The sequence below is a fragment of the Pseudoalteromonas sp. MMG024 genome, assembly GCF_021654175.1.
GTDB lineage: Bacteria > Pseudomonadota > Gammaproteobacteria > Enterobacterales > Alteromonadaceae > Pseudoalteromonas.
Genome location: NZ_JAKFZO010000037.1, coordinates 1 through 26,941, shown reverse-complemented (window position 1 = coordinate 26,941; position 26,941 = coordinate 1). Strand labels below are relative to the sequence as shown.

Annotated in this window: 29 protein-coding genes, 2 tRNA genes and 1 pseudogene; 18 read left to right on the top strand and 14 right to left on the bottom strand. The window is 39.9% G+C overall.

Going from position 1 to position 26,941, the window contains the following annotated elements:
* The first annotated feature begins 168 nt into the window (after window positions 1-168).
* The gene (locus tag L1068_RS21325) at window positions 169-636 is read left to right on the top strand and encodes an RNA-binding protein (protein ID WP_054981580.1); all 468 of its coding nucleotides are present in this window, start codon (window positions 169-171) and stop codon (window positions 634-636) included.
* Here L1068_RS21325 and murI read toward each other — a convergent pair.
* Window positions 626-1,387 (bottom strand): glutamate racemase, encoded by a 762-nt coding sequence (murI, locus tag L1068_RS21320; RefSeq protein WP_237131877.1) that lies wholly within the window; start codon window positions 1,385-1,387, stop codon window positions 626-628. The genes L1068_RS21325 and murI overlap by 11 nt on opposite strands.
* A gap of 68 nt (window positions 1,388-1,455) precedes the next feature.
* On the bottom strand, window positions 1,456-2,571 hold the full coding sequence (locus tag L1068_RS21315) for a DUF5610 domain-containing protein (RefSeq protein WP_237131876.1): 1,116 nt from the start codon (window positions 2,569-2,571) through the stop codon (window positions 1,456-1,458).
* A 335-nt stretch (window positions 2,572-2,906) separates the two neighbouring features.
* Here L1068_RS21315 and trmA point away from each other — a divergent pair, with 335 nt between their 5' ends.
* Complete coding sequence (trmA, locus tag L1068_RS21310) at window positions 2,907-4,004, top strand: tRNA (uridine(54)-C5)-methyltransferase TrmA (RefSeq protein ID WP_237131875.1); 1,098 nt, start codon at window positions 2,907-2,909, stop codon at window positions 4,002-4,004.
* A gap of 21 nt (window positions 4,005-4,025) precedes the next feature.
* On the opposite strand, the gene fabR is transcribed toward trmA, so the two are convergent.
* On the bottom strand, window positions 4,026-4,646 hold the full coding sequence (fabR, locus tag L1068_RS21305; RefSeq protein WP_100912456.1) for an HTH-type transcriptional repressor FabR: 621 nt from the start codon (window positions 4,644-4,646) through the stop codon (window positions 4,026-4,028).
* Between the two features lie 127 nt (window positions 4,647-4,773).
* Here fabR and L1068_RS21300 point away from each other — a divergent pair, with 127 nt between their 5' ends.
* From L1068_RS21300 to L1068_RS21290, 3 genes are all read left to right on the top strand, one after another.
* Window positions 4,774-5,910 carry a fatty acid desaturase gene (locus tag L1068_RS21300; RefSeq protein ID WP_237131874.1) on the top strand — a complete coding sequence of 379 codons (1,137 nt, stop codon included), beginning with the start codon at window positions 4,774-4,776 and terminating at the stop codon, window positions 5,908-5,910.
* 15 nt (window positions 5,911-5,925) lie between these two features.
* Window positions 5,926-7,347 (top strand): Si-specific NAD(P)(+) transhydrogenase, encoded by a 1,422-nt coding sequence (sthA, locus tag L1068_RS21295; RefSeq protein ID WP_040642747.1) that lies wholly within the window; start codon window positions 5,926-5,928, stop codon window positions 7,345-7,347.
* A gap of 133 nt (window positions 7,348-7,480) precedes the next feature.
* The gene (locus L1068_RS21290; protein ID WP_237131873.1) at window positions 7,481-8,866 is read left to right on the top strand and encodes a TonB family protein; all 1,386 of its coding nucleotides are present in this window, start codon (window positions 7,481-7,483) and stop codon (window positions 8,864-8,866) included.
* Here L1068_RS21290 and nfi read toward each other — a convergent pair.
* On the bottom strand, window positions 8,847-9,512 hold the full coding sequence (gene nfi / locus L1068_RS21285) for a deoxyribonuclease V (protein ID WP_237131872.1): 666 nt from the start codon (window positions 9,510-9,512) through the stop codon (window positions 8,847-8,849). The two genes, L1068_RS21290 and nfi, sit on opposite strands and share 20 nt — an antisense overlap.
* A 36-nt stretch (window positions 9,513-9,548) precedes the next feature.
* A complete protein-coding gene (gene hemE, locus L1068_RS21280) occupies window positions 9,549-10,616 on the bottom strand; it encodes a uroporphyrinogen decarboxylase (protein WP_010562174.1) in 1,068 nt (355 codons plus the stop codon).
* Window positions 10,617-11,048: 432 nt separating this feature from the next.
* On the opposite strand from hemE, the gene rsd reads away from it, so the two are divergent.
* Window positions 11,049-11,519, top strand: a complete 471-nt coding sequence (rsd, locus tag L1068_RS21275) for a sigma D regulator (RefSeq protein WP_237131871.1) — start codon at window positions 11,049-11,051, stop codon at window positions 11,517-11,519.
* 21 nt (window positions 11,520-11,540) lie between these two features.
* On the opposite strand, the gene L1068_RS21270 is transcribed toward rsd, so the two are convergent.
* The 3 genes from L1068_RS21270 to fkpA all read right to left on the bottom strand — a co-directional run bounded on the left by L1068_RS21270 (window position 11,541) and on the right by fkpA (window position 14,447).
* The gene (locus L1068_RS21270) at window positions 11,541-12,113 is read right to left on the bottom strand and encodes a TetR/AcrR family transcriptional regulator (RefSeq protein WP_237131870.1); all 573 of its coding nucleotides are present in this window, start codon (window positions 12,111-12,113) and stop codon (window positions 11,541-11,543) included.
* Window positions 12,114-13,574: a coniferyl aldehyde dehydrogenase gene (locus L1068_RS21265; RefSeq protein ID WP_237131869.1), complete on the bottom strand. Its 1,461-nt coding sequence runs from the start codon at window positions 13,572-13,574 to the stop codon at window positions 12,114-12,116. It abuts the gene before it with no gap.
* Between the two features lie 120 nt (window positions 13,575-13,694).
* On the bottom strand, window positions 13,695-14,447 hold the full coding sequence (fkpA, locus tag L1068_RS21260) for an FKBP-type peptidyl-prolyl cis-trans isomerase (RefSeq protein WP_237131868.1): 753 nt from the start codon (window positions 14,445-14,447) through the stop codon (window positions 13,695-13,697).
* A gap of 224 nt (window positions 14,448-14,671) precedes the next feature.
* Here fkpA and L1068_RS21255 point away from each other — a divergent pair, with 224 nt between their 5' ends.
* Both L1068_RS21255 and L1068_RS21250 read left to right on the top strand, forming a co-directional pair.
* Window positions 14,672-15,652 (top strand): hypothetical protein, encoded by a 981-nt coding sequence (locus tag L1068_RS21255; RefSeq protein WP_237131867.1) that lies wholly within the window; start codon window positions 14,672-14,674, stop codon window positions 15,650-15,652.
* Window positions 15,649-15,861, top strand: a complete 213-nt coding sequence (locus L1068_RS21250; protein WP_040642755.1) for a SlyX family protein — start codon at window positions 15,649-15,651, stop codon at window positions 15,859-15,861. Before L1068_RS21255 ends, L1068_RS21250 begins: the two co-directional genes overlap by 4 nt.
* A 17-nt stretch (window positions 15,862-15,878) precedes the next feature.
* On the opposite strand, the gene L1068_RS21245 is transcribed toward L1068_RS21250, so the two are convergent.
* Window positions 15,879-16,079, bottom strand: a complete 201-nt coding sequence (locus L1068_RS21245; protein ID WP_010562181.1) for a YheV family putative zinc ribbon protein — start codon at window positions 16,077-16,079, stop codon at window positions 15,879-15,881.
* Between the two features lie 100 nt (window positions 16,080-16,179).
* Between L1068_RS21245 and L1068_RS21240 the strand changes: the two genes are divergently transcribed.
* The 8 genes from L1068_RS21240 to L1068_RS21205 all read left to right on the top strand — a co-directional run bounded on the left by L1068_RS21240 (window position 16,180) and on the right by L1068_RS21205 (window position 22,825).
* Window positions 16,180-18,108: an ATP-binding cassette domain-containing protein gene (locus L1068_RS21240; protein WP_237131866.1), complete on the top strand. Its 1,929-nt coding sequence runs from the start codon at window positions 16,180-16,182 to the stop codon at window positions 18,106-18,108.
* Window positions 18,086-18,559, top strand: a complete 474-nt coding sequence (locus tag L1068_RS21235) for a TIGR02444 family protein (protein WP_237131865.1) — start codon at window positions 18,086-18,088, stop codon at window positions 18,557-18,559. Before L1068_RS21240 ends, L1068_RS21235 begins: the two co-directional genes overlap by 23 nt.
* 97 nt (window positions 18,560-18,656) lie before the next feature.
* Entirely contained in the window at window positions 18,657-18,800 is a 144-nt protein-coding gene (locus L1068_RS21230) for a DUF3149 domain-containing protein (protein ID WP_010562184.1), read from the top strand.
* Between the two features lie 317 nt (window positions 18,801-19,117).
* Window positions 19,118-20,104, top strand: a complete 987-nt coding sequence (locus L1068_RS21225; RefSeq protein ID WP_237131864.1) for a hydrolase — start codon at window positions 19,118-19,120, stop codon at window positions 20,102-20,104.
* A complete protein-coding gene (locus L1068_RS21220) occupies window positions 20,101-20,334 on the top strand; it encodes a YheU family protein (protein ID WP_237131863.1) in 234 nt (77 codons plus the stop codon). Before L1068_RS21225 ends, L1068_RS21220 begins: the two co-directional genes overlap by 4 nt.
* Before the next feature lie 189 nt (window positions 20,335-20,523).
* Window positions 20,524-21,687 carry a dipeptidase gene (locus L1068_RS21215; RefSeq protein ID WP_237131879.1) on the top strand — a complete coding sequence of 388 codons (1,164 nt, stop codon included), beginning with the start codon at window positions 20,524-20,526 and terminating at the stop codon, window positions 21,685-21,687.
* 71 nt (window positions 21,688-21,758) lie between these two features.
* Window positions 21,759-22,361, top strand: coding sequence for a DNA-J related domain-containing protein (locus tag L1068_RS21210; RefSeq protein WP_237131862.1), 603 nt, complete (start codon window positions 21,759-21,761; stop codon window positions 22,359-22,361).
* Window positions 22,362-22,465: 104 nt separating this feature from the next.
* The gene (locus tag L1068_RS21205) at window positions 22,466-22,825 is read left to right on the top strand and encodes a GNAT family N-acetyltransferase (RefSeq protein ID WP_343221995.1); all 360 of its coding nucleotides are present in this window, start codon (window positions 22,466-22,468) and stop codon (window positions 22,823-22,825) included.
* Window positions 22,826-23,089: 264 nt separating this feature from the next.
* Here the strand turns inward: L1068_RS21205 and L1068_RS21200 are convergent.
* The 4 genes from L1068_RS21200 to nudE all read right to left on the bottom strand — a co-directional run bounded on the left by L1068_RS21200 (window position 23,090) and on the right by nudE (window position 24,788).
* Window positions 23,090-23,166: transfer RNA gene (locus tag L1068_RS21200), tRNA-Met, on the bottom strand.
* Between the two features lie 72 nt (window positions 23,167-23,238).
* A tRNA-Met gene (locus tag L1068_RS21195) sits at window positions 23,239-23,315 on the bottom strand.
* Window positions 23,316-23,420: 105 nt separating this feature from the next.
* Complete coding sequence (gene cysQ / locus L1068_RS21190) at window positions 23,421-24,212, bottom strand: 3'(2'),5'-bisphosphate nucleotidase CysQ (RefSeq protein ID WP_054980471.1); 792 nt, start codon at window positions 24,210-24,212, stop codon at window positions 23,421-23,423.
* 21 nt (window positions 24,213-24,233) lie between these two features.
* Entirely contained in the window at window positions 24,234-24,788 is a 555-nt protein-coding gene (gene nudE / locus L1068_RS21185) for an ADP compounds hydrolase NudE (protein WP_100912442.1), read from the bottom strand.
* 60 nt (window positions 24,789-24,848) lie between these two features.
* On the opposite strand from nudE, the gene yrfG reads away from it, so the two are divergent.
* The gene (yrfG, locus tag L1068_RS21180; protein ID WP_237131861.1) at window positions 24,849-25,505 is read left to right on the top strand and encodes a GMP/IMP nucleotidase; all 657 of its coding nucleotides are present in this window, start codon (window positions 24,849-24,851) and stop codon (window positions 25,503-25,505) included.
* Between the two features lie 56 nt (window positions 25,506-25,561).
* On the opposite strand, the pseudogene L1068_RS21175 reads toward yrfG, so the two are convergent.
* Window positions 25,562-26,047 (bottom strand): annotated as a pseudogene (locus L1068_RS21175) (dUTP diphosphatase); the annotation flags it as partial.
* Window positions 26,048-26,129: 82 nt separating this feature from the next.
* Between L1068_RS21175 and L1068_RS21170 the strand changes: the two are divergent.
* On the top strand, window positions 26,130-26,941 hold an 812-nt coding region (locus tag L1068_RS21170), incomplete at its 3' end, for a hypothetical protein (protein WP_237131860.1).

Below are 26,941 nucleotides of genomic sequence, written 5' to 3'. Positions count from 1 at the left end.
GGCTCGTTTTTATACGTTTTTGCCTGTTTAATGGGCTTTTAAAACTTAACTTAAATAATTTTACCGCTTATTTGTTCTGATATCATTGCCTTGTGAGCAAAGTAAGATAAGATAAGCATGAACATTTGTTAATTTTATGTTTAATTTGTGTAATTCGGAATCTTTAAAATGAGTTCATCGCAACAAAAATCATTAATAATAATTTTTATCGCATCTCTTATCGGCTATGCCGTAGTTCATTTTGCATTATCATCAGTACTTACAAGTTCATCTTTAGCTATTGCTGTAGGCATTTTGATTGGTGGTGTTCTTGCAAGCTTTTCTGCTCATGGTGCAACTGAAAAGAAAGAAGCAAGTAAATCACTTTATGTTGGTAATTTACCTTATAAGGCAAACGAAGCGGTTGTTAGAAGTTTATTTGAACAACACGGGAAAATATTCTCTGTTCGCCTATTAAAGGATAAGCATACTGGTAAACGTCGCGGCTTTGGGTTTGTAGAAGTCGCAGAAAAGGATGCCGATAAAATTATCTCGGCATTAAATGATAAAGAGTTTCAACAGCGCACTTTAAAAGTACGTGAAGCGAAACAAAAGTCAGATGACAATAATTCTTCGGATGATAGTGTTAATCATTAATCACGGAGATTTTTAATTTAGTCTGCTCTAAAGCAGCCGTAGCATAATAATCTATCGGCTGCTTTTTATTATCTACTGCATTACACTCGCCAATCAGACTCGATACACGATTCGCGATTGCCTCACCAGAATCGAGTAGTTGTAAATCATGCTTTATTAAGTGTTTAAGTTCATTTGCAATAATTGGAAAATGCGTACACCCCAAAACTAAATGATCAATTTCACTGTTTATTGCTAATTTATCGAGTTCTTGAGCTAACGCTTGCATATCTAATGTATTAAACCAGAACTTGTGTTCAGCTAATCTTACTAGTTCGCTAGAACCATATAAGTCAACTTCACAGCTTCTTGCAAAATCATCAATTAATGTTGCGGTGTATTCATTTGCAACTGTGGCAGGCGTTGCTAATACGCCAATTCGTTTGCTTAGGGATTTCTCTGCAGCTGGTTTAATTGCGGGTACAACGCCTACTATTGGAAAATCAAATTGTGCGCGAAGTTGTACTAATGTTTGCGTGCTCGCAGTATTGCAGGCAACAACCAATATATCGACAGGCTCAATTTCTTTAATAAATTGAGTTAACAGACTAGTAATACGTTGCGTTAAGAACTGAGAAGAGCGTTTTCCGTACGGCAGGTATTTGTTGTCCATAAGATAGCTGAATCTTGCACTCGGTAAACTCGCTTGAATATGTTCAAGTACCGATGTGCCACCAATGCCAGAATCAAATACAACAATGTGCTTAGCCAAACTACCCGACCTAATACGTTATTAACCCGAGTAGTTTGCCATAGATTTTTTAATTCACAAGCGATGGCCTAGCTTTCTTTTTGTTGCTTTTGATTTAGCTGTTCAAAAAAGCTAGTACTGTAATCCAACAGATTCTCTTTATTAGCCTGCTGTTGATTCAGCCAAGTTAATAATTGCGTCAATTGATTCTCAATATTGAGTGGCTTCGCTTTGTCATAACTTTCTTTTAGCCCTTCATTTATTGGTTCAAGTTGCTTAGCAATTTCTCTACCTGGTTGCGTCGTTTGGTATTCTCGCACACTTGCTCTGACTTCTGTTTGCTGCAAGTTCATCGACATAGCCACCAATTGTGGAGAGTCTAAGTTTAGATTTTTTGCTTGCTCAAACGCTTCATCAAGCGAGCCATTAAAGAACTCGTTACTAACTTCTTGCAAATCTGACATAAGTTCATTAATTGCTGCGACTTCATCTTCATTTAAGTCACCTTCGACTGAAAATGAGTAAGCTTGTGAACTCGACTGAGAAGACGAATAACTCAACGACTCGCCGTTACCATCTTTATTATAAGAGAATTGTTCCGACGACTGATACTGGCTATTGTATGTTAACTTAATTACATCGCCTTCAGCTGTTTTAATCTCGTAACTCGCACCATTTTCTAGCTTATAATAATTCTGCGCATTAAAACTCGTAGACTTTGACTGTTCGCTTACTGGGTTAAATAAAGACTCTTCAAATTCGTCTAGGCCATCAAAAATAAGTTCACGGCTTTTTTCCACCCCTTTTTCAATATCATCACTAAACAAATCGCTGTCTTTAAGCTCTTTAATTGCCTCACCCAGACCTTGCTCTATCCCTTTACGTGCTTGATCAAGCATATTGGCCAACGAACCTTCATTAGCTCCGTCCGCTTGAGCACCTAAAATGGCACCTTTAACAAAGGACAGTACATTTTTAGCCACTTCTTCAAAATCAAACGTATTACTTGTGGCTTGCGGTTTCACTTTACTTTCAAATGGTATTGTCCCCATCATTTTTTGATAGGAGATCTGACTAGCAATTGTTATTCGTTGAGACATGGTAAAAACATCTTTAGACGATGCGTTTTGTGCTATTTCGTTTGGTTTATTTTGAGAAAAACCATACTTGTTTTCGGGTTGATACCCCAATCCACCCACTTTCATAATCATTGCCTCCATTTCAGAATGTCTACTTATCGACCAAATAGTGAACAACTTAAGTATAAATCATTAATTTAAGCACTGTTCAGCCTCCTTATATAAAGGTAATACCCACTTAGTTAAGTCTGATATTCGATATTGCTAAGGCGAAGTTTTCTGATGTAGTACTTCTAAATCGATAAATAATAGCGTGATTAACAATCAAAAAAGCCCGCGTAAATGATTCGCTATTTAAGTGAGTCAGTATAAGTATGTCACATTTTTTCTATGCTATAACTGGACAAAGAAAAACCACAACCTACAATAGCGCGACTCGCACACTAGAGGTTAAAAAGCATATGCCTGTAATTCAAATAGATACTTCACAATACGACGAACAACTTGCTGAAAAAGAACAACGTATCAGCCAACAATTCGCGCAGTTTAACGCGCCAAAATTAGAAGTATTTGCGTCTGAAACAAAAAATTACAGACAACGTGCAGAGTTTCGCGTGTGGCATGAAGGTGAAGATTTATTTCACATTATGTTTGACCCAGAAACAAAAGAGAAAATCAGAGTTGATCAGTTTGATCCTGCAGCACCATTAATTTATGAATTAATGCCACGTTTGTTAGATCTATTAAAACCGAATGAAATTTTACGTCGTAAACTCTTCCAAATTGATTATTTGTCGACACTAAGCGGACAAATTCTTGTTAGCTTGATATATCACAAGCAACTTGATGACGAATGGGTAAACGAGGCTAATAAGCTAAAGGCTTTACTAAAAGAAGAGTTTGATATCGATTTTATTGGCCGAGCTCGCAAGCAAAAAATTGTGCTTGGTGAAGAATATGTCATTGAAAAGCTGAATGTAGATAATCGTGAACTTGTTTATCAGCAAGTTGAAAATAGCTTTACTCAGCCAAATGCCAAACTAAACGAGCAAATGCTCGAGTGGGCAATCGATGTCTCAAAACCTCTTAATAATGATCTACTAGAGCTTTATTGTGGTAACGGTAACTTTTCAATTGCGTTAGCGCCTAGCTTTAATCGCGTACTTGCCACCGAAATTTCTAAGTCTTCAGTCAAGTCCGCACAATTTAATATTGCCAAAAACAAAATCGACAACCTCGATATAATCCGTATGTCGAGTGAAGAGTTCACTATGGCAATGAATGGTGAAAAAGAGTTTTCCCGCTTAAACGGTATCGACCTTAAAAGTTACAACTGTCAAAGTATTTTAGTTGACCCGCCACGTGCCGGTTTAGACAAAGACACCACTGATTTAGTACAAGGGTATGACAACATTATCTATATTTCATGTAACCCAGATACGCTGGAAAGAGATTTGCAGCAACTAACTGAAACTCATACCATCGCGCGTTTTGCCATTTTTGATCAGTTCCCGTATACCCATCATATCGAATCCGGCGTATTTCTTACGCGCAAGTAAAACATGCATCAAAAAAAGCAGCTATTTAGCTGCTTTTTTTTCTTTGGTATAGCTTGATGCCCCTTTAGCAATATAACGCAATTGCCAAATAATACGCTCGGTAAGTTGCTCACGCTGTGGCTTAGTGAGATCAAGCGCTTCAGCGCCTGCGTTAAATACTAACGTAACCATTGCTTCTGCTTGTATATACGCATGATTAGCATCACAACCAGTCTCGTTTTCTAAATAATGCGCGAGTTCTAGAATAAAGTGCTTAATTTCACGAGCAACTGCCGCCCTGAAAGCTTTTGATGTACCCGAACGCTCTCGCAATAATAAACGGAACTGGTTACTCGACTCATCAATAAACTCCATAAACGTCAATACAGATATATTGATAATACTGCCACCGCTTTCAATACGACGACGAGCCTGACGCATCAATTGACGCAACATCAAGCCTGCTTCATCAACCAAGGTTAAACCAAGCTCATTCATATCTTTAAAATGGCGATAAAAAGACGTAGGTGCTATTCCCGCTTCGCGTGCGACCTCACGTAAACTTAGATTAGAAAAGCTATGCTCAGCACTCAGCTGGTTAAAAGCCGCTGCAATTAAAGCCTGTCTTGTCTTTTCTTTTTGTTGTGCGCGAATACCCGACATACGTCCCCCATCTAATTTGCACGCAGTTTACCACAGAAAAAATATTTATGAATTTTGTCGAATTCACTTGATAAAAAGGCCATATAAAACTATTTTAGCGTACAAGTGTACGCTGAGATTTTTAAGAATGAAAAAACCACCTATTATTTGGCTTAATACCCTCTTTTTTACCATCACTTTTTTGGCTGCTGTTACCATCGTGCCTTGGTACGGTCTAGCGTATGGCTACAGTAGCGCAAACTGGATCGCATTTATTACGTGTATGTTTTATTGCGGTTTATCAATTACTGCCGGTTATCACCGTTTATGGGCGCACAAAACTTATGAAACCCATCCTGTGGTTGAGTTTATTTTTGCGATCGGCGGTGCGTTCTCAATTCAAAATAGCGCCTTACATTGGAGTTCAGATCACCGCCTGCATCATGGCAAAGTTGATGACGCTGAACACGACCCTTACGCTGCGACTCGCGGATTTTGGTACAGCCACATTGGTTGGATGCTGCGCGAATATCAAGCTCATAGGTACAACGACTACTCAAACTGTCGAGATTTACAAAAAAATCGTGTTGTTATGTGGCAACATAAACATTATTTGGCGCTTACCCTGATTACCAACTTTGGTATCCCATTAGTGCTTGGCCTGGTGTTTGGCAATGTATGGGGAATGCTACTTCTTGCGGGTTTATTGCGTTTAGTACTGAGCCAACACTTTACCTTTTTCATTAATTCGCTGGCACATATTTGGGGTTCTCGCCCTTACACTGAATCAAACACCGCCCGCGATAATGGCTTTTTAGCGTTATTCACATACGGAGAGGGGTATCACAACTTCCATCATATTTTTGCATCTGATTACCGTAATGGTATCCGATGGTGGCATTACGATCCGACAAAATGGCTGATAAAATCACTGTCATTTTTGGGATTAGCCTCAAAGTTACGCAAAACACCGCAAGAGCGAATTGAACGCGCAAAAGCGGCAACTTTGATGGAAAAAACCAAACGTACCTTACTTGAAAAGCAAGACAGTCATGTGCAATTAGATAAACTACAGCACGAATATGAGTTGTTATTAAGTAAAATACAGCACTATTATAAAGTAAGAAAACGCTTACTAGAGATGCGCAAAAACAAAGTGATACAGCAATGTGAGCAATCACAATTGAAAAAGCAGTATAATGACATTAAAGCGTCTTTAATAAACCAACAACAAAACTGGCTGGCGTTAAACAAAGCCTTAATTAAAGGGCTCGCAATAAACTAGTTAAAGGAACACTCTGTGACAAAAAAACAAGCGACTAAAAAACAGTATGATTATGATGCCATTATAATTGGTACTGGCCCTGGTGGTGAGGGTACAGCTATGAACCTTGCGAAAAGTGGCAAGCGCGTAGCGGTTGTTGAAAAACAACCGAAAGTGGGTGGTGGTTGTGCTCACTGGGGTACAATTCCATCTAAAGCACTGCGCCACTCGGTTAGTCGCTTGATTGAGTTTAATTCAAACCCGCTGTTTAATTCACAAGCTCACAGAGAGCGCATGACCTACCCAGATATTTTAGATCATGCGAGTAACGTAATTTCAAAGCAGGTTAATTTACGCACCAGCTTTTATGATCGTAACCGTATTACGCTAATTCATGGCGAGGCGAGCTTTGTTGATAAAAATACGATTTCAATTTTAAAAGACGACGGCTCGAGCGAGTCATTATCAGCGCAAACAATTGTCATTGCGACGGGCTCTCGTCCGTATCGCCCTGCTGAAATCGACTTTAATCATAAGCGCGTTTACGACAGCGATACCATTTTAGGTCTCAAGCACGACCCTCGTCATATTATTATTTATGGTGCAGGTGTAATTGGCTGTGAGTATGCTTCTATTTTTCGTGGCCTAGGCGCTAAAGTAGATCTCATAAACACCCGTGATCGCCTACTCGCTTTCCTTGATGCAGAAACATCTGATTCATTGAGTTACCACTTTTGGAATAGTGGTATTTTAATTCGCCACAACGAAGAGTTTAAAAAAGTAGAAACCCGCGATGATTGCGTCATTATGCATATGCAATCAGGCAAAAAAATGCAAGCTGACTGCCTACTGTTTGCCAACGGCCGAACAGGTAACACCGACAAGCTTAACTTATCAGCGATTGGTTTAAGCTCAGATAGCCGAGGCAATTTGAAAGTAAATGAAAACTATCAAACTGAAGTTGAAAATATATACGCAGTTGGCGATGTAATTGGTTACCCAAGCCTTGCAAGTGCGGCATTTGATCAAGGTCGAATCGCAGCAGATGCCATCACCACTGGCGAGTGTAATAAGAAACTAATTCGTGATATTCCAAGCGGTATTTATACTATTCCAGAAATTAGTTCTGTTGGCCGCTCTGAGCAAGAATTAACGGCAGCAAAAGTGCCTTATGAGGTAGGTCGCGCGCAGTTTAAGCACTTAGCTCGTGCACAAATTGCCGGTACAGAAGTTGGCAGTTTAAAAATCCTTTTCCATATCGAAACAAAAGAGATTCTAGGTATTCACGTGTTTGGTGAGCGTGCCGCTGAGATCATTCACATTGGGCAAGCAGTAATGGAACAAAAAAATGGTGGCAACACCATAGAATACTTTGTTAATACGACATTTAACTACCCAACCATGGCAGAAGCTTATCGAGTAGCTGCGCTTAACGGGTTGAATCGGTTAATTAAATAAAGCAAAAAGGCGCTTTATGTCAGGTTTATTACAAACATTCACATAAAGTGCCGCTTTTTTAAACTAATGCTTGAGATCGTGTAAAATTATTGTAAACTTAAAAACCTAAAAAAATAATAATAGGCTGTTAAGTATGAAAACCCCCACTCTATTACTTGCCTCAGCACTATCTTTGTTTTCTGTAAGCAGTTTTGCGGACTATTCAACTGCAAAGTATTATGAAAAACAGGGAGATGTTGAAAAATATGTGAGCGAACTCACCAAGATTGCAAAACTTGGTCATGTTAATGCGCAATACGATCTCGCAACTGCCTATTTAAATGGTCAAGGCGTCGAAAAAGATATTACCAAAGCCTACGCTTGGTACTTATTAGCTAAAGATTTTGGCCACCCACAAGCGAAAGATAAATATCGCGAATTACGTAAGCAAGTACCTTCGCGCCGTGAAGCAAAAAAAGCATATATCGACTTAAAAGATAGCTTTGGTAAAAAGCTTCATGATTTACGCTATGCACCTATTTCAAAGCATACCAACTTCTTTCCTGAGCGCGCTAAATTATTAGAACGTGTAGAACCTGAAATCGATGGCAACACTCGTTCAGCGTCTAAAGCTTGGGTAACAATAGGCTATAATGTCAACGAAAGTGGGGTCGTTGAAGATAGCCGAATTCTAGCATCATTTCCAAAAGGCGTTATCGACGAAGCTGCTTTAGAAGCAGTGAAAAAATGGAAATTCGAGCCAGATGTAAGCCCAACAGGTGAACCACGTCGCGTATTTGATTTGGTTGCTTCATTTACTCTTGGCTCTGAAAATAGCAAAGTTAAACGTGAATTTGAGCGTGCCCTTACTGAATACAAAACCAAGCTTGTCGAGCTTGCAGATAAAGGTAACAGTGTTGCACAAAATCGCTATGCATTAATGTTAGAACACGGTGTACTTGAAAAAGCATCGGAAAACGAGCATATCGATTGGTATTACAAAGCTGCTATTAATGGCAATCATGATGCACAAATGCGCTTAATGCACTGTTTTGAAAATGGTGAAGGTTGCCAACCTGATGAAGAGAAAGCATTTAACTGGTTACAACGTGCTTCAGAGTCAGGCAATGAACGCGCGCAATATCAACTAGCACGCATCATGCTAAATTACGGCAGCATTCATTATGATGTTGAAACAGCCGCTGAAATGCTAAAAACCGCAGCGCATAGCCAGTATTTACCGGCAATGATTGAATATTCTCGCTTACTTGCGTTTTCTGACGTTGCTGAGTTACGTGACGCACAAAGTGCAATTAAGTATGCAGAGTTAGCGCGTGCGGTTGATAATAATCACCCAGTACTATTATCAGTACTTGGTAGTGCGCACTCTGAACTAGGCCGTGTACAAGAAGGTCAAGTGTTACTGCAACAAGCACTGAATGAAGCGAATAATCGTAGCTGGCCAGCGCAAAACTACATTAAGTTAATTGAACTTAGTGAAGCATCAATGATGGCTGATACTACATCTGATTCTTACTAAGCTTATCGGCGAGCCGAGTTGGCTCTGGTAAACGATATTTAGTAACACATTGAAGAGCAAGCTGCAAAGCTTGCTCTTTTGTTATTAAGTGACCGGGCGAAACAAAAAGCGGCTTCACCTTATCCCGTGAGCGCACGACATAACCACTCTTCTTATCATTAATCACCAGATCTGAAATCGACCCTTTAATTAACTCCGGCTCATCAAATTTACCAACCAAACAGCTTTTCGCAATGCCTAGTGTCGGCACATTTAAAATAACGCCTATATGACTCGCTACTCCGAGCCCTAACGGATGCGCAATACCCTGACCATCAAACATTAATACATCAGGTGAGATTTTAAGTTGCGCAAGCGCACTCTGTATTGCACCACCTTCTCGAAAGCTTAATACACCAGGAATATATGGAATTACGGTTGGGGCTTCATAAACAGTAAGCTCAACCATTTCTAGACTAGGAAAACTGAGCACCACAATGGCAGCTCGTGTTGTTTTGCCCCTGTTGGGAAATGCAACATCAATACCCGCAATGTATCGCACAGGGTTTTGCATTGGTGTTAATTTAACTTTAGCAGCTAATTTTTGTTGAATTAACTTCGCGTTGGCAACGCTGCCAGGCCAAGTAATAAAATCTGTAATCGCCATAAAGAAAAAAGCCTTGCTAGTGCAAGGCTCTGTACATTATTTATTGTGGTACTGTTTACTTAGTTCACCTACCGAGTTGATAAACACTCCAGCGTTTTCAGGGTCAACTTCTGGTGTAATACCATGGCCTAAGTTAAATACGTGACCAGTTCCGTCACCATAGCCCTCTAGAATGCGCTGTACTTCTTGACGAATACGCTCAGGCGTACCATGAAGCATTGCAGGGTCCATATTACCCTGTAACGCTACTTTATCACCGATACGACGACGTGCGTCAGCAATATCAACAGTCCAGTCAAGGCCAACTGCATCACAGCCTGTTGCTGCGATCGCTTCTAGGTTTAAACCGCCATTCTTAGTGAATAGAGTAACAGGTACTTTACGACCATCGTTTTCACGAATTAACCCATCTACAATTTTCTGCATATAAGTTAATGAGAACTCTTTGTAATCGCGCGGCGATAATACACCACCCCATGAATCAAAAATCATCAGCGATTGCGCGCCGGCTTTAACTTGTGCGTTAAGGTAACTAATAACTGAGTCAGCAAGCTTATCGAGTAGCATGTGCAAAATCTCAGGCTCTGAGAAAGCCATTTTTTTAATTTTGCCAAATGTTTTACTACTACCACCTTCAATCATATAAGTCGCAAGTGTCCAAGGCGAACCCGAGAAACCAATTAATGGTACTTCGCCTTTTAATTCACGGCGAATTGTACGCACAGCATTCATCACATAGCCAAGCTCATCTTCTGGATCTGGAATAGGTAGATTAGCAACGTCGGCCATTGACTGAATTGGGCGTTCAAATTTAGGACCTTCACCAGTCTCGAAATATAACCCTAACCCCATCGCATCAGGAATCGTTAAAATATCACTGAAAAGAATCGCAGCATCCAGTGGGTAACGACGTAGTGGCTGAAGCGTTACTTCACACGCTAATTCAGCATTTTTACATAAGCTCATAAAGTCGCCAGCTTGCGCGCGTGTTGCACGGTATTCTGGTAAATAACGTCCAGCCTGACGCATCATCCATACTGGAGTTTGATCTACAGGTTGTTTAAGTAGCGCACGTAAATAGCGATCGTTCTTTAATTCACTCATGGTAGTGTAAAACCTAAAAAATAAAACTGCGCGAATTGTATCATTTAGAACGCTAACTAACTATGCGAAAGATCAAGCGCTAACGCTTTAAATGCGTAATTATTCATCTTTTTACCCTTATTTTGCTATTAATCGCCTATTTTTGAAATTTAACGTTGTTAAAATGAAAATAGTTTGTTATAAAATAGATACAAAAATAAGAGCTTGAATTAATCAAGTCAGAAAAAGTTTTATAACCACCCTATTGGGTGGTTTTTTCTTTTTATGCACATTGAAAATAAAGAACTTTTTCTAAGCACAAAATAGCATATTAAAAATCTTCTTAACTATCAGCTACTTAATCTGATTTAAATTAAATATGTTAAAAATCAGTTGACCTTTCATCAAGATTTCATTGTTATAGCTATTAGATTGAAGTAAAGGGACAAATATATGCTTACGAGATTAGAAAAAGCCAAAGAAGAATGGGGTGGAGCTCACTCAGCAATCGATAACTGGTTGCAAGAGCGTCAAGATTTACTCGTAATTTACTGTAAGCTTGCAGGTTTACCTCCCTATGAACGAAGCGACCAAGCGCTACCACAAAAATCTGAAATTCTTGAGTTTTGTCAGATTCTGATGGACTACCTATCAGCAGGTCATTTTGAGATTTACGATAACTTAGTAAAAGCATGCGCTGAAAAAGGCCCAGAAAGCCTTAAACTTGCACAATCGCTTTATCCGCAAATTTCAGCCTCAACTGATGTAGCACTTAGCTTTAATGATGATTACGCTAACGCAAAAGAAAAAAGCTTAATGCCTAAGTTTGACGAAGACCTTTCAACATTAGGTCAAGTTCTTGAGCAACGCTTTGAACTTGAAGATGAGCTTATTGAGAATCTATACACTCATCACAGTGAATAAATGGCGCTTATTAACGCCATTTTAATTTCTGCAGATTAGCCCGAACAAACAAGTATTAAAGCTATTATCAATAAGCTTCTCAACATCCAAAATATTTGCCTGCTCGTGACTTAAGTAAAGTACTGTATTAATAAGGCTTTGTTGAATATGCATTGCAATAAAGTCGGTTGGCAAAGCCACAAAGTTACCTTGCTGTTTTTGCAATTCAATATACTCAGTCAAAAAATAAAAGACACTATTCAAAACACCTTGTTTAAAGTCCACTTCAAGCCATGGACTGGCATAATAAATGGTAAAAAATGAAAACTTTTCAGGGTTATCAAGCCCCCATTTTATTGCGCTTCGCCACACACTTAATGCCTGTTCATTACTATTGATTGCATTACTTAACTGTAAACTTGTCACCAACTCCTGCTTCAGGTTTAAATACAAAGCTTCTACTAACACCTTCTTATTTTCAAAGTGATGAAATAAAGTTCCCGTCGCAACGCCAGCATGTTTTGCAATGCTCGCGGTCGATGTTTCAGAGATACCTTGTGCAACAAATAGTGTTAATGCCGCGTCCAGTAAGTTTTGTTTTTTTGAGTTACCCATTTAACGTACAAACAACTTTGTGAGAAATGACTTTGCCAACCCCTTAAATTTTAAAATAAGCTTAACGCGCGGTAACCATAATGGTGTTTTTAATACTGTACGCTTATGGCAAAACGTTTCAAACCCTTCACGACCATGGTAATTACCAACGCCCGACTCGCCTATTCCACCAAATGGTGCATCATCAGCCCCCACATGCATTAAGGTATCATTAATACATACGCCGCCACTATGTGTTTTCTGCAAAATCTGATTAATTGCCAACTTGTCCTTGGACATAATATAAAGCGCCAATGGACGCGCTTTATTATTGATATAGTTTATCGCTTCGCTAAGTTCACTGTAGGTAATTACGGGCAACACAGGTCCAAATATTTCACTCTGACAGGCCAACATTTGCTCATTCACATCAACCAGTAATTGTGGTGGCATAATGCGATTTTGCACGTCAATCTCATAGCCTTTAGGCGATAGCACGCGGGCACCTTTACTTTTTGCATCATCTAACAATGCTTGCAATCGTTCAAACTGCGCTAAATTGATAACGGCACCGTATTCATCATTAAACTTATCAACATCATATAAAGCAGCGAACCTTTCTAAATAAGTCTGACAAAATGCTAAATGCTGAGATTGCTCAACAAGCACGTAATCAGGCGCAACACAAATTTGACCCGCATTAACCGATTTACCAAGAATAATCGCATCAGCCGCCTTTTCTAAATCAGAATCAGGCGTAATCACTACCGGAGATTTCCCGCCAAGCTCCAAGGTATTCGGTACTAATCGTTCGGCACACGACTTTGCCACTAAGCGCCCGACAGACGTCGAGCCAGTAAAAAACACATGATCAAACGGAAGCTGAGTAAATTTAGCGGCGATATCAGGCCCACCCTCAATAATCGTCACGCTATCGCTTAGCGATGAAAAAGTCTCACGTAATACCTGATTAGTAAATGGCGTATACTCGCTCAATTTAACCATTACTTTGTTCCCAGCCGCCAACGCCGTTGCAATTGGCCCAATACTTAAAAATACAGGGAAATTCCAAGGCACAATTACACCCACCACACCTTTAGATTGTTTGTGAACATAAATAGATGATGGTGCGAGCAGTAGACCTGCACTGCGCCTTTCTGGTTTTAACCATGTTTTTAAGTGCTTTAAGGTATAGTTAAGATGCTGAACACTCGGTAATATATCCGCCATCAAGCTATCAAAATCAGGGCGCTTTCCATAGTCTCGGTTTAATGCAACTAGCAAGCTTTGTTGGTTTTCAATCAGCGCATTTTTCAAGCTATTAAGTAGGGTTTTACGCTCAATTAAACTTGGCTGTTTATTCGTAAGGTATTGTTGTTTTAGTGTTGAAAATGATGCTTCAAGATCAATTGCATTAGCATCTTGTTGTGCTGATGCATCGACAGACTCAAGATTAACTGGGTGTGAGGTGGATGAATTCATAAAACGTCTAAACCAAATAAAAACCGACTGATTAGTCAGTTTAATTTAGAGCAATAATTCAACAAAGGCAAATAAAAAAGCCACCCAACTAGGGTGGCTCTTTAAAACTGGTAATTAAAATTAATCAGAAGCAGCTTCTTTTTCAGCTTCAGGCTGAACTACTTTTAAAAGCTCAACTTCAAAAATTAGCGTTGAGTTTGCAGGGATCTTACCAAGATCACGCTCGCCGTACGCAAGTTCAGAAGGGATAAAGAACTTGTACTTTGAACCTTCAGCCATAAGTTGAACACCTTCAGTCCAACCTTTAATAACGCGGTTTAGTGGGAAAGTAATTGGCTCACCGTGAGAGTAAGAGCTATCGAACTCAGTACCATCAATTAGTGTACCTTTATAGTGAACTTCAACCGTATCTGTTGCTAGCGGCTTCTTGCCTTCACCTTCAGAAAGAACTTGATACTGAAGACCAGAATCAGTTGTTACAACGCCGTCTTTTTTGCCGTTTTCAGCTAAGAAAGCAACGCCTTGTGCTTTAACTTCTTCAGCTTTTGCTTGTGCCGCAGCTTGCTGCTTTTCAGCAACTTCAGTATTTAATTTCGTTAAAAGCTCTTTAATTTCTTCTTCTGTTAGCTGTGATTTACCCGCTAGAGACTCTTCTAAACCAGCAACGATAAGCGCTTTATCTAGTTCAAAACCAACTTCAGTTTTACCTTCTAGATCTTTCTTAACAAACTCACCGATTGAAGCGCCAAGACCATATGCTTGTTTTTGTACTTCGGTCTCTAATTTTACTTCTGCTTTCGGTGCTTCTTTATTACATGCAGCAAGTGCAAGCACTGATGCAGCAACGAATGAAAGTTTAAATACTTTTTTCATCTTTTTCTCCGGCAAATAAAATGCCTTTTATCTACAATTATCTAAGTTAAAATTAAATGAGTTACATGATAGGCTGACAAACATCGATGTAAAACACAAATAATGACGACAAAGACGTTAACCTGAGACAACGCCGATAATTATTATCTGTAACTACCTTGTTCTCAAAACTCGTCCTAGTCTAACCTCTCACAGTCTAAGAGTTAAGGGAAATAAGATTAAAAATGAAGCCATTTAGTATAACTTTATTAATTTTTACCCTATTTACCTTAACGGCGTGCGATAACACCGATGTCGTACCGAACAATGCGCAAGAACATGCAGTACAAGGCAGTTACGCAGCGGCCCTTAACTCCAATGGCAGCCTTGCAGTTGTCTCCTCTATCAATCATGGCATTTCAGTATGGAATTTGAATGACAATGCATTGCTTTACCAATGGAACCACCAACAAAGCGAAGACAACCTCGTTCTCGCTATAGACATTAGTGATGATAATAAGTTCGCTGTTACTGCGGATCGCACTAATTTTGCTGTCTGGAGCCTCGAAAATGGTGAAAATATCGGCTTTTGGAAAATCCAAGAATCGAGCATTCGCGATATAGCCGTTAGCAATAACGGCCGTTACGTGCTTTATGGGCGAGGTGACGGAAAAGTAATTCATATCGATCTAACTACTGGTCGCAGAATCGAATTTTTGGGTCACACCGAAAAAATCAACGCCGTCGATTTATCACCAAATGGCTATTACGCGCTAACTGGCGCCAATGACTACACCGCATATTTGTGGGATACCCGCAGCGCACAGGTAGTTCACCGTTTTAATCATCCAAGTCGCGTAACCCAAGTAAGTTTAGACCGAGAAGGCCGCCGAGCCTTTACCGCCGACAGCAAAAAACAAGCAAGTGTATGGAACTTACAAACAGGCGAACAAATTAGTAACCTGCAATTCAGAGCCCGACAAAAAGTATTTAGCGCAGTGCGCTTTAGCCCTGATGCTAATCAACTACTCACAGGTTCGCCGGCACGCACCATTGCACTATGGGATGCAAACTCAGGAAAAGAACTGCAAACATGGCAAGTAGCACCGCGCAAAGACTCGCGCCCAAAATCAGCAGTAGTATATGACATCGCTTTTAGCGATAATAGGCAGATTATCAGTGAAAGTTCTAACGGTTTATCTGAAACATGGCAAATGAACAAATAACCAGTCTTGAAGCGCGTATTACCGAACTTGAAACAAAGGTAGCGTACCAAGATGAAACTATCGATATTTTAAATGACGAGCTAAAGCAGCACCAAATGGCGATGGCAAAAATGACCCGTCAAATTGAGTTGGTAGGTGAAAAGCTAAAAGAAATGAAACCGTCTTCGGTCGTCAGTGAAGAGCATGAAACCCCACCACCGCATTACTAAATTGACGTTAAGCCTGATCACTCAGGCTTAAATACACCAATTACTTGTTCAAACTGGCGTGTTGACGCTTGAACTTGGCCTTCAGCCTGCGTCATAGTGTGGCCACATTCAACACACTCTACTTTTTCAACATCCATTTCTTTGTATAGCATCATAGTATCTTGCTTTTTACACTCTGGGCAGGTTGCGCCCGCGATAAAACGTTTTTTCTGTTTCATGGTTTTCAAATTAATCACAATGTTGATAAAGCGATTTTAACAAACAACACTGATTACTTGATATACTAGCGCAAGAAAAGTTTTCAAAAATGCTTACTAAATGATTCAAATCTCTAATCTAGAATTACTGCGTGGTGGCAAGCCACTATTAAAAAATACCAATGCAACATTATTTGCGGGCCATAAAGTAGGTCTTGTTGGCAATAATGGCTGTGGCAAATCAAGCCTGTTTGCACTTATTCGCAATGAGCTATCACCAGATATGGGCGAATGTAGTATTCCTAAAGAGTGGCGTATTGCATCAGTAAAACAAGAAACGCCCGGATTAGATATTTCAGCACTAGAGTATGTGCTGCAAGGTTACGAAGAATATTACGCACTGCGAGAGCAACTTCATGTAGCCGAACACGCCAACGACGGTGCAAAACAAGCTAAACTTCATCTCGCTTTAGAAGAACTACAGGCCTATCACATTGAGGCCAAAGCGGGTGAGTTACTGCATGGTTTAGGCTTTTCGCAGCAGCAAATATCTCTGCCGGTAAAATCATTTTCAGGTGGTTGGCGTATGCGCTTAAACCTTGCCCAAGCGTTATTACAAGAAGCAGATTTATTACTGCTGGATGAGCCAACCAACCACTTAGATTTAGATGCGGTTTACTGGCTAGAAAAGTTTTTGAAAACCTACCCAGGTACATTAGTGCTAATATCACACGACCGTGAATTCTTAGATGCCATTGTCGGCGAAATCTGGCACGTTTATCAGCAGCAAATTCACACTTACAAAGGTAACTACAGCCAGTTTGAGCGCATTAAGGCTGAAAAACTGGCTCAGCAGCAAAGTAACTTTGAAAAGCAACAAGAACAAATAGCGCACTTAGAAAACTTTATTCGCCGCTTTAAGGCCAAAGCCAGCAAAGCCAAACAAGCGCAAAGTCGTGTTAAAGCACTCGAGCGAATGGAAAAACTGGCGCCAGCACATATCGACTCGCCATTTAACTTTAGTTTTAAAGAGCCACCTAGCTTACCAAACCCACTTATTTCTTTAGAAAAAGTGAAAGCGGGTTATGGCGATGTCACCATTTTACAAGACATCAAACTAAACCTTGTTCCAGGTAGCCGCATTGCGCTACTTGGTAAAAACGGCGCAGGTAAATCAACGTTAATCAAATTATTAGCAGGTGAGTTAAACGCGCAATCAGGCGAATTTGTACACCACCTAGGCTTGCGTATAGGTTACTTTGCGCAGCATCAACTCGAATCACTCGACCCAAGTGCATCGGCCATTTTGCATTTGCAACGTCTGGATAGCAAAGCGACAGAGCAAGAATTAAGAGACTTTCTTGGTTGCTTTGCGTTTCATGGCGACAAAGCGCTGGAGCCTGTAGCGCCATTCTCTGGTGGCGAGAAAGCGCGTTTAGTGCTGGCGTTATTGGTGTATCAAAAACCTAACATCTTGCTACTCGATGAACCAACCAACCACTTAGATCTTGAAATGCGTCATGCTCTCGTAATGGCACTGCAAGGGTTTGAAGGGGCAATGGTTACGGTATCGCACGATCGTCATTTATTAAAAAACACTTCAGATCAGTTTTATTTAGTAGATAGCGGTCAAGTAACTCAACTTGGTTACGAGATTGAAGATTACTACGCATGGCTTGCCAACAAAGACGTCGCTAAAACACCTGAAAGTGATACAGCGCCAGTTGAAAGCAAACCTAACAAGGTGCAAAACCGCAAAGAGCAAAAACGCCTTGAAGCTGAGTTTAGAAAACAAATGCAGCCATTAAAGCGTGAAATTGAAAAACTTGAAAAGCAGTTAGAAACAGTTAGTGATGCACTGCAAAACGTTGAAAGCGCACTTGCGGACGCCAGCGTCTATCAAGATGAAAATAAGGCAGAGCTTAATAAACAGCTAGCGGAACAGGCGAAACTTGCGCCACAGCTCAATGAGATTGAAGAAAATCTGCTTGAAAAGCTCGAAACACTTGAACAAGAGGAAGCTGACTTTGCAGCACAATTTGCACAGTAGCAACCTCTGGCAGTTTGCTTTGCAGTATTACAGTAAAAGCGCGCGTAGCCGCGCGCTTTTACAGCTACAAGATAAATACGCTGCCAATATCAATTTATGCTTACTACTTAAATACCTCTCCCAACAAAACATAATCGTAAGCACCTCAACCATTGCCGTATTACATGCACACGTTACGGAATTTAGCCAAAACTACACGAAGCCGCTTCGCCAAATACGAGCCAACTTCAAACAGTCTTTGCAAACAATGGAAAATTACTCAGTATTGCGAACCCATATGCTCAATGCCGAGTTAGAGCTTGAAAAGCAAGAGCAGCAATTGCTAGTAGACGCCTTTAATCGCGTAACAGCAAACGATTCGCCTCCCACCTGCCCGCTTAAATACTACCTAGAAAACATTTTAGCAGTGCCAAAAACTGACCTAGATCAAACATTAACTCAACTTGCGTAAAGCGCGCAAATACGCGGGATAAATATTGATCTAAGTCATGATCATTATGCTCACCTTATTCTATTCTCTTTCGTGTTGACGTTAGAGGAGAAACACAATGAGCAATTTATTTAGAGACTTTTTCCAGGACCCTGTGCTCTTTTTATCATTTGGCATTTTAGGTGTTGTTATTGTTCTTTGCCTTTTCTACGTAGGCTTCTTTATCAATAAGATTAAGAACGATCAGCCTAGCGAGTCATAACCAGTTTTATAAAATTTGATAATGTGGGCTTGGGCCGGCATTTGAAAAACCCTGTTAGAATTAAGCACGACGCACTAAAGCATCAAACTAGGCAACTAGTTTGGTGCTTTATTTTTTCTAATACCAATTTGGGCAATTAAGTGCTCTATCTTGAGGCAATAAACCGCGCTGCTCGCAAGGCAATCATTTCGCTGTAAAGCTGCGCTACATGAAAAACTTTAACGCGGTTAGCAACAGATTTAATGCCTCAAAATGAATAATTATAATTGCGAATTGGTATGATACACTGAACAAATATTTTTCTTTTGTACACAGCCATGGATCAAAACTTTAAGCCAGCTTGGTGGATGACCAATCGGCACGCACAAACCATTTTACCGCGCTTTTTTCGCCCAAACCTTACCGTTGATTACAATATTGAAGAAATCACTACGCCCGATCACGACTTTCTGCAACTGATCTGGAGTTCTCAGCATATTGCTGCCGACGACAAACCGTTAGCAATTGTGCTGCATGGCTTAGAAGGAAATATTGATAGTTTCTACGCTAAAGGCATGATGAAAGCCCTAACTTTGGCCGGTTTTGATGTAGTGTTATTACACTTTAGAAACTGTGGACAAAAAGCTAATTTGCAGGCACGCGCCTATCACAGCGGCGAAACCAGCGATTTGCATTTTTTAGTTAATATATTAAAGCAACGCTTTCCAAGTAAGCCATTAATGGCTGTTGGCTTTTCACTCGGTGGCAATGTATTAACCAAGTACCTAGGTGAGTATGAAGACGAATGTCAGCTAGATGCCGCAGCCGTTGTTTCAGCCCCGTTTGCCTTAGCGTCATCATGTAAAGTGATTCAAAAAAGTTGCTTTAAGCTTTATCAAAAATATTTATTGGATAGGCTAAAAAAGTCCACATCAAGAAAGCTTGATAACATTAAAGAATCAATTAATTTAACGGCAAAGCAACTAGAAAACATTTACGATTTATGGGAATTCGACAATAAAGTAACGGCCCCATTACATGGTTTTATAGATGCAGCCGATTACTACCTAAAATCAAGCGGCAAACAGTATTTAAAACGCATCACAACTCCCACCTTAGTGATTCATGCAAAAGATGACCCTATGTTGTCACAAGAAGCTATTCCGCAAAAAGAAGACGTAAGCAACGCGGTTAAACTACTGGTTTCCAAACAAGGTGGACATGTTGGCTTTATAAGCGGTAAAAACCCATTGAAACCAATTTTTTGGCTTGAGCAGCAAGTTCCCCATTTTTTCCAGCAACAACTTTTAGGCAAATTAAAATGATCGTTCCGATTGAACAAATTGACCCAGATACTCTGACTAATTTAATTAAAGAATTTGTTCTGCGAGAAGGCACTGACTACGGTGAAGAAGAGGCAGCACTCAACTTAAAAATTGAGCAAGTGAGAGCACAGCTCAAAAGTGGCACAGCGGTATTAGTATTTTCTGAATTGCACGAAACCATTAATATTATGCCAGCCAGTGACTTTGAATCACACCCAGATTATGAATAGAAAAGGCAGCGCCTTTTCTATTTTTTAACTTTTCACTTTCTTATTCACAACTTCGATTACCAACAGCTCTCAACATTTCTATCGCGATTCTATTGCTTTACTCATTAAAGCAAGCACAATAAAGAAAACAACGACACAGAATCCACTATGAAATATCTAATAAAAACAAGCTTAATCGCAAGCGCCATTATGGCAACGTTCACAGTAGGTGCATCACAATACACAGCATCAGAAAAAGCGGTAAAACTCGCCCAAGAAAACTTATTAATCGACACCCATATCGATGTACCTTACCGTATTTACCACAAATGGGATGATGTCTCAAAAGCCACGGAAGGTGGTGATTTTGACTACCCCAGAGGTGTAAAAGGCGGATTAAATGTACCTTTTATGTCGATTTACATTCCAGCAAACCTCGAATTTGAAGGCAAAGGAAAAAGCTACCAACTAGCCAATCAATTAATTGATGGCATGGAAGCATTAGCACAACGTGCACCGGATAAATTTGCTATTGCAACCAGCACTGCTGACGTTGAAGCACAGTTTAAGCAAGGATTAATGTCACTTGCTATGGGTATGGAAAACGGCTCGCCAATGGAAGGGGAAATGGCAAACCTAAAGCATTTCTTTGACCGTGGTGTGCGTTACATTACCCTTGCGCACTCACAAAGCAACCATATTTCTGACTCGTCATATGATATTCGTCGCAAGTGGAAGGGTTTAAGCCCGTTTGGCAAAGATCTAGTAAAAGAAATGAATAAAATCGGCATGCTGATTGATGTTTCGCATATTTCAGACGATGCGTTTTATCAGGTGATGGAATTATCGGAAGTGCCAGTGATTGCATCGCACTCATCACTTCGTAAATATACGCCGGGTTTTGAGCGCAATATGGATGACAAAATGCTGCTTGCTCTCAAAGAAAACGGCGGTGTTATTCAGATTAACTTTGGTTCAAGCTTTGTAACCTCTGCAGCGGGTGCTTGGGGCGATAAAATGAAAGCAGCACGCAAACAAGCCAAAGAGACTTTCGGCGCAAATAGTTCTCAAGTAAAAGATTTCAGAAAAGCATACAGTGCTAAAAACCCATATCCGTTTGCAAGTTTAGAACAAGTACTGAATCATATTGACCATGTAGTAAAACTAATTGGCATTGATTACGTTGGTATTGGTTCTGACTACGACGGCGTTGGTGACTCACTACCTATCGGTTTAAAAGACGTAGCAAGCTACCCTAACCTAGTGCAAGGTTTATTAGATCGCGGCTACTCTGATAAAGATATTATTAAGTTATTAGGCGGTAATACAATGCGTGTTTGGCGCGAAGCCGAAAGCTACGCTAAAAAGCACTAACGCTTATAAGTGTTAGGCGGCATTGTGTCGCCTAACTTTCTCAGCAAGTGTTAAAACAGGAAGTGAACATTTTGAATAGCAACTTTGAGGCACTCTCATTAACACTGCAACAAGCTATTTTAGCAACGCTTTTGCAATGCCCGAATTGTAAACTCAACGCGCTTTTTAACCAATTGAAGCAACAAAAGCTACTGTACACCCTAGATTCAAACCCAGAGCAAAACCTGTTTAAGCAAAACTTTCTGGTAATGAATGCCCTATTCAACCTTCAACATGATGCAAAAGAGCTAGGGTATAGTTTAATTATTGAATCAATCAATATAAAGCTTGTTAAGTATCAAGAAAACCAAGTCACAAATCATAATCTTGCGCTTTCAGAGTATTATTTAGAATTTAACAATATCGCTATCTCAAACGATGAAATAAACCAGTTACTGGATAACTTTTGGCAGTACTACGCTGAACATAGCACAATAACATCAGATGATTTGAATACAGCATTTAACACCCTTGGCTTAGCTCGTGACGCTAATTTGAAACAGGTAAAGCGTGCTTGGTATAAAATTGCACTCGCATCACATCCAGATAAACAAGATAACCAACACACTGGTGAGTACATTGCAGCAAATCATGCCTATCAGTTGCTGGTAAAACACTTCACTGAGCGTAAGTAACTCTTATGCAACTAATACCCGTTGAGCCTGAAAAGCTTCCTTTAGCTCTTTTACTCGAAGCCGACCCAAACATTGAAAAAGTACAGGCATATTGAGCAAATGGCATCTGCTTTGCCGCAGTTATCGATAACAATGTAATTGCTGCTTGTGTCTTTCAACGACGCTCACACACCTCTTTCGAGCTTATGAATATTGCGGTGCAGCCAGCTTATCAAACACAGGGAACAGGTTCTAAATTGCTGGCATATGCAATTGCCGAAATAAAATACAAAGGCGTTAAAATAATTGAATTAGGCACTGGAGCTTTTGGTCATCAACTTAGTTTTTACCAAAAATTAGGATTTCGTGTTGAAAGTGTGATTAAAAACCACTTGTTAGAAAACTATCCTAAACCAATTTTCGAAAATGGTATTCAACACAAAGATATGCTCAGACTAACGCTTCACTTGAAAGATATTACATAGCAAATTAATAGTTTACGACTTATCGAATTCAACTTAACGCGATATTAAGCGCTAATGAATATTTGCCGTAAAAGCTAAAAGCTAAAAGCTCTAAATATAAAGGAATAATTTCAAAAGTAGAAAAAGCTGTATATGAAAACTGAAAAATTGGGAGTATTAAGAAATGGTTGCGGGAGCCGGATGTGATACGCGTTGGGCACCAACGACGACCGCAGGGCGAAATAAACTATTTATAAAAATTGGAGAATTTAAAGTACTAGGAAATGGTTGCGGGAGCCGGATTTGAACCGACGACCTTCGGGTTATGAGCCCGACGAGCTACCAGGCTGCTCCATCCCGCGTCAGAATGGTTCACGAACGTGAACAAGCCTTATAAGTTTTAATTCATTCTAAAAGAATTGGCTACCAAAAATTGGTTGCGGGAGCCGGATTTGAACCGACGACCTTCGGGTTATGAGCCCGACGAGCTACCAGGCTGCTCCATCCCGCGCCTGTATTCCTAAGCTTTGCTGCTTAAGTGAGGCGCTATAATAAAGATTTATGACAGTTATGCAAGTGTTTTCTTTTAAAAACTGTTTAACCGCTCAAATTAGCATCAACGCTTATGCGGTTTGATCATTTCTTGCCAAGGGTAACTTTGATCGCCCGTAATAATAAAGTCAGGGTTTTCAGTTGTTTCGCGCTGGTTATAGGTGATTGGATTGAATTCCGCATCAAAAAGCTTACCACCTGCCATTTCTACAATTATTTGTGATGCGCCAGTGTCCCATTCTCCAGTTGGCCCTATTCGCATAAAGGCATCAGCACGTCCTTCAGCGATTGCACACGCTTTTAATGAGCACGAACCTAATGGCAATGTATCAAACTCTGAGTCAATGTATTGACTTACCGTTGCAATATTTTGTCGCCTACTGACAGCTAACTTTAATTGAGATTGCTTTTGAACTTGCAGCTGAACATCTTCGCCGTTTTCACGCTTAAATGAACCAACACCTTGCATCGCCCAATATGTTACCCCTTCGGTTGGCCAAAAAATAACGCCAAACACCGGTTTATTGTTTTCAACAAGCGCAATATTTACTGCAAAGTCACCACTTTTAAGCACAAACTCACCTGTGCCATCTAGCGGATCGAGTAGCCAGTATCGCTGCCACGACTCACGGTCTGAGAGAGCAGGAATTGGCGTTTCTTCAGACATAATCGGGATATCTGGTGCTAGCGCTTTTAAACCCGCTAATAGCACCTCATTTGCCGCTAAATCTGCTTTTGTCACAGGCGTGTTATCTGACTTTTCACATAGTTGAATGTCATCTTGATGGTATACATCTAAAATAGCGTCGCCTGCTTGTCGCGCTATTTCAATACAAGGCTCAATAAATTCTTTCATTCGGTACTACTGTAAATTAAATTAAGATAAATACTGTTTTGCTAATAATAGTGCAGCAACGCTGCGCGCTTCGGTAAAGTCGGTTTGCTGTAATAGTGTTTGCCAATCGCTTAACGGCCACTTAACAACTTCAAGTGGTTCAGGTTCATCCCCTTCTAACTTCTCGGGGTATAAATCTTGCGCCAACAATATGTGCATTTTGGCGTTAAAATAACTTGGAGCTAACGATACTAACTTTAGTTCAGCAAGTTGCTTTGCACCAAATCCAGCCTCTTCTTTTAGCTCACGATTACCAGCTTGCACCGCAGTTTCACCAGGATCAATTAGACCTTTTGGGAACCCGAGTTGATAGTCATGGGTACCAGCACAGTACTCTCGCACTAATATTAGATTATTTTCACTATCCACAGGCACTACAAGCACCGCACCTCGGCCCCCGCCTTTTACCCTTTCATATTGCCTTTTAACGCCATTTGAAAAAGTTAAGTCCATCGCTTCTACCGTAAATAATTTACTGTGCGACACCTCGGTAACGTTTGTAATTTGGGGGAGTGTTAATCCTTTATTCTCGGCCATCTTGAAACTCTGTTAAACTACAGTCTAAATTTATAATAAAACTTTTAAACTAAAAAACCTATGTTAAATTGGCAGGAAATCGATACCGTTTTATTTGATATGGACGGCACATTATTAGACCTTCATTTCGATAACCACTATTGGCTTGAACTAATCCCACAAAAACTTGCAGAAAAACACGGTATCACTAAGCAACAAGCGTTTGCACAACTGTCAGAAAAATACCAACAAGTGGAAGGACAAATACAGTGGTATTGCTTAGATTATTGGCAGCAGGAACTCGATTTGCCAATTATCGAGTTAAAGCAAGAAATTAAGCACTTAATTAGCATTCGAGAAGACGTACCTGAATTTTTAAAAGCGCTTAAAGAGGCCGGAAAAAAACTTATTTTACTGACCAATGCACATCCTGATAGCCTGTCACTCAAAATTGAACAAACAGCATTTGATGTGCATTTAGATGCGCTTATTTCAACCCATGAGTTTGGCGTAAGTAAAGAATCTCAGCGCTTGTGGCAACAAGTGGAGCTACAACTTGGCTTTGATAAAACCAGAACTTTGTTTGTTGATGACAGCTTGCCTGTGCTTGATGCGGCAAAACAGTTTGGTATTAAACATCTTCTTGCGGTTGCAAACCCAGATTCCACCAAAGCAACCCGCACTATTGATAACTACTTATCAATTGAAGACTACCGCACTTTACTGCCGATAACTTAACTCATAAAAAAGGCCACATTAGTGGCCTTTTTGAACTGTTTAATTTGTTTTATAACTTACGCTGGGTAGCGAGCCTCTAAGCCTTTGTATACCAGCTCAGCAAAGTTCTCTTGATTAATATCGAGTGATTTAACTACTTCAACTAAGTGTTCGTTATCTTCTTGACCGTTCCACACTTTAATGTAGCTGCCATCTTTATAGCCATGATCTTGGCGGAAAAAATTAAGCGTGTTTTTACCAATATAACCACGATATAAATCGTCGATATCCATACCAATTTGCGCCATACAACCAGCAAATGCTGCCGCATCAAATGTCTTGTTTGCCACGGCACTTGCAGCAAGTAGCTCAAGTGTTTGCTTAAAATCGTCAGCTTGAGTTGGCTTTTCTAGTTCAGCAGTTAACTGCTCTGCTAACTCTTGATAACTTATTTCGCCATCGATTCGAAGCGATAAACCAAAATGGAAAATATCTACCAACTCAAGAATTACTTGTTCAGTGTCAGGTGTTTGTTTCTTCCACCACTTCCAACCGTAGTGGTCTTATGGTCTATTATCTAATAACACCTAAAAAGTGAGTGCAAGAAAATATATCACATTTAATGTTTCAAAGGTAAGTAAGAACATGAAGGGCGTAATATTAGATAACTATCAATATGGAAATTCGACAGTAGAGAGGCTAAAAGTCTTTTTAGACGATGAAGATCGCATCATTCTGCTGCCATTGCTGTTTTCTTATTACCTCAGTAAAAACTTACTCGTTCATAAACGGCGTGAACTAGAAGAAGAAAATAAGAACATAATTGAGCTACTCAAAACACCTGTAGCTTCCAGCACCGCAGGGGATTACATAGATTCTCTTTTCAAATTTTTGAAGTACGTTAACTCGAATCACAACACCTTAGGCGTGAATGTTCATCAAATAAACACAATTACCGAATCAATATTAATTGACTATCTTAATACTTACTTACCTCAACACTTATCACCAAAGACTATAGAACTACATAAAACAGGACTTACGGCTTTTTTCAACTTTTTAGCTCACATAGGAATGCGAAGCCCAGTAGAGCTATATATAACAAAAGATGCTCTTTCAACTGCACGAGACAATGATGAACAAGAAAAAAAAATCAACTATGTCTCTAAGTCAGGTCGATTCAATCTCATTAGAGAATGCGACACCATTAGAGATCGGTTAATTTTGAAAATGGGGGCTGAAGTTGGATTGAGAGCGTCCGAAAATCAAGGATTACGCCTTTATACTAAGAAAAGAGGTGAAGACTCAATAAATGATTTATTTAATAAGCTTGATTCTTCTGAGTTCTCACATGTTCAAGAATTTCAATATTGGCTTTCTGGCAGCCACTGCAAAGGTGGCAGTCCTCGGTACATTTATTTCAAGAGAGAATTACTTGGAGAGATGAAGCAATATTT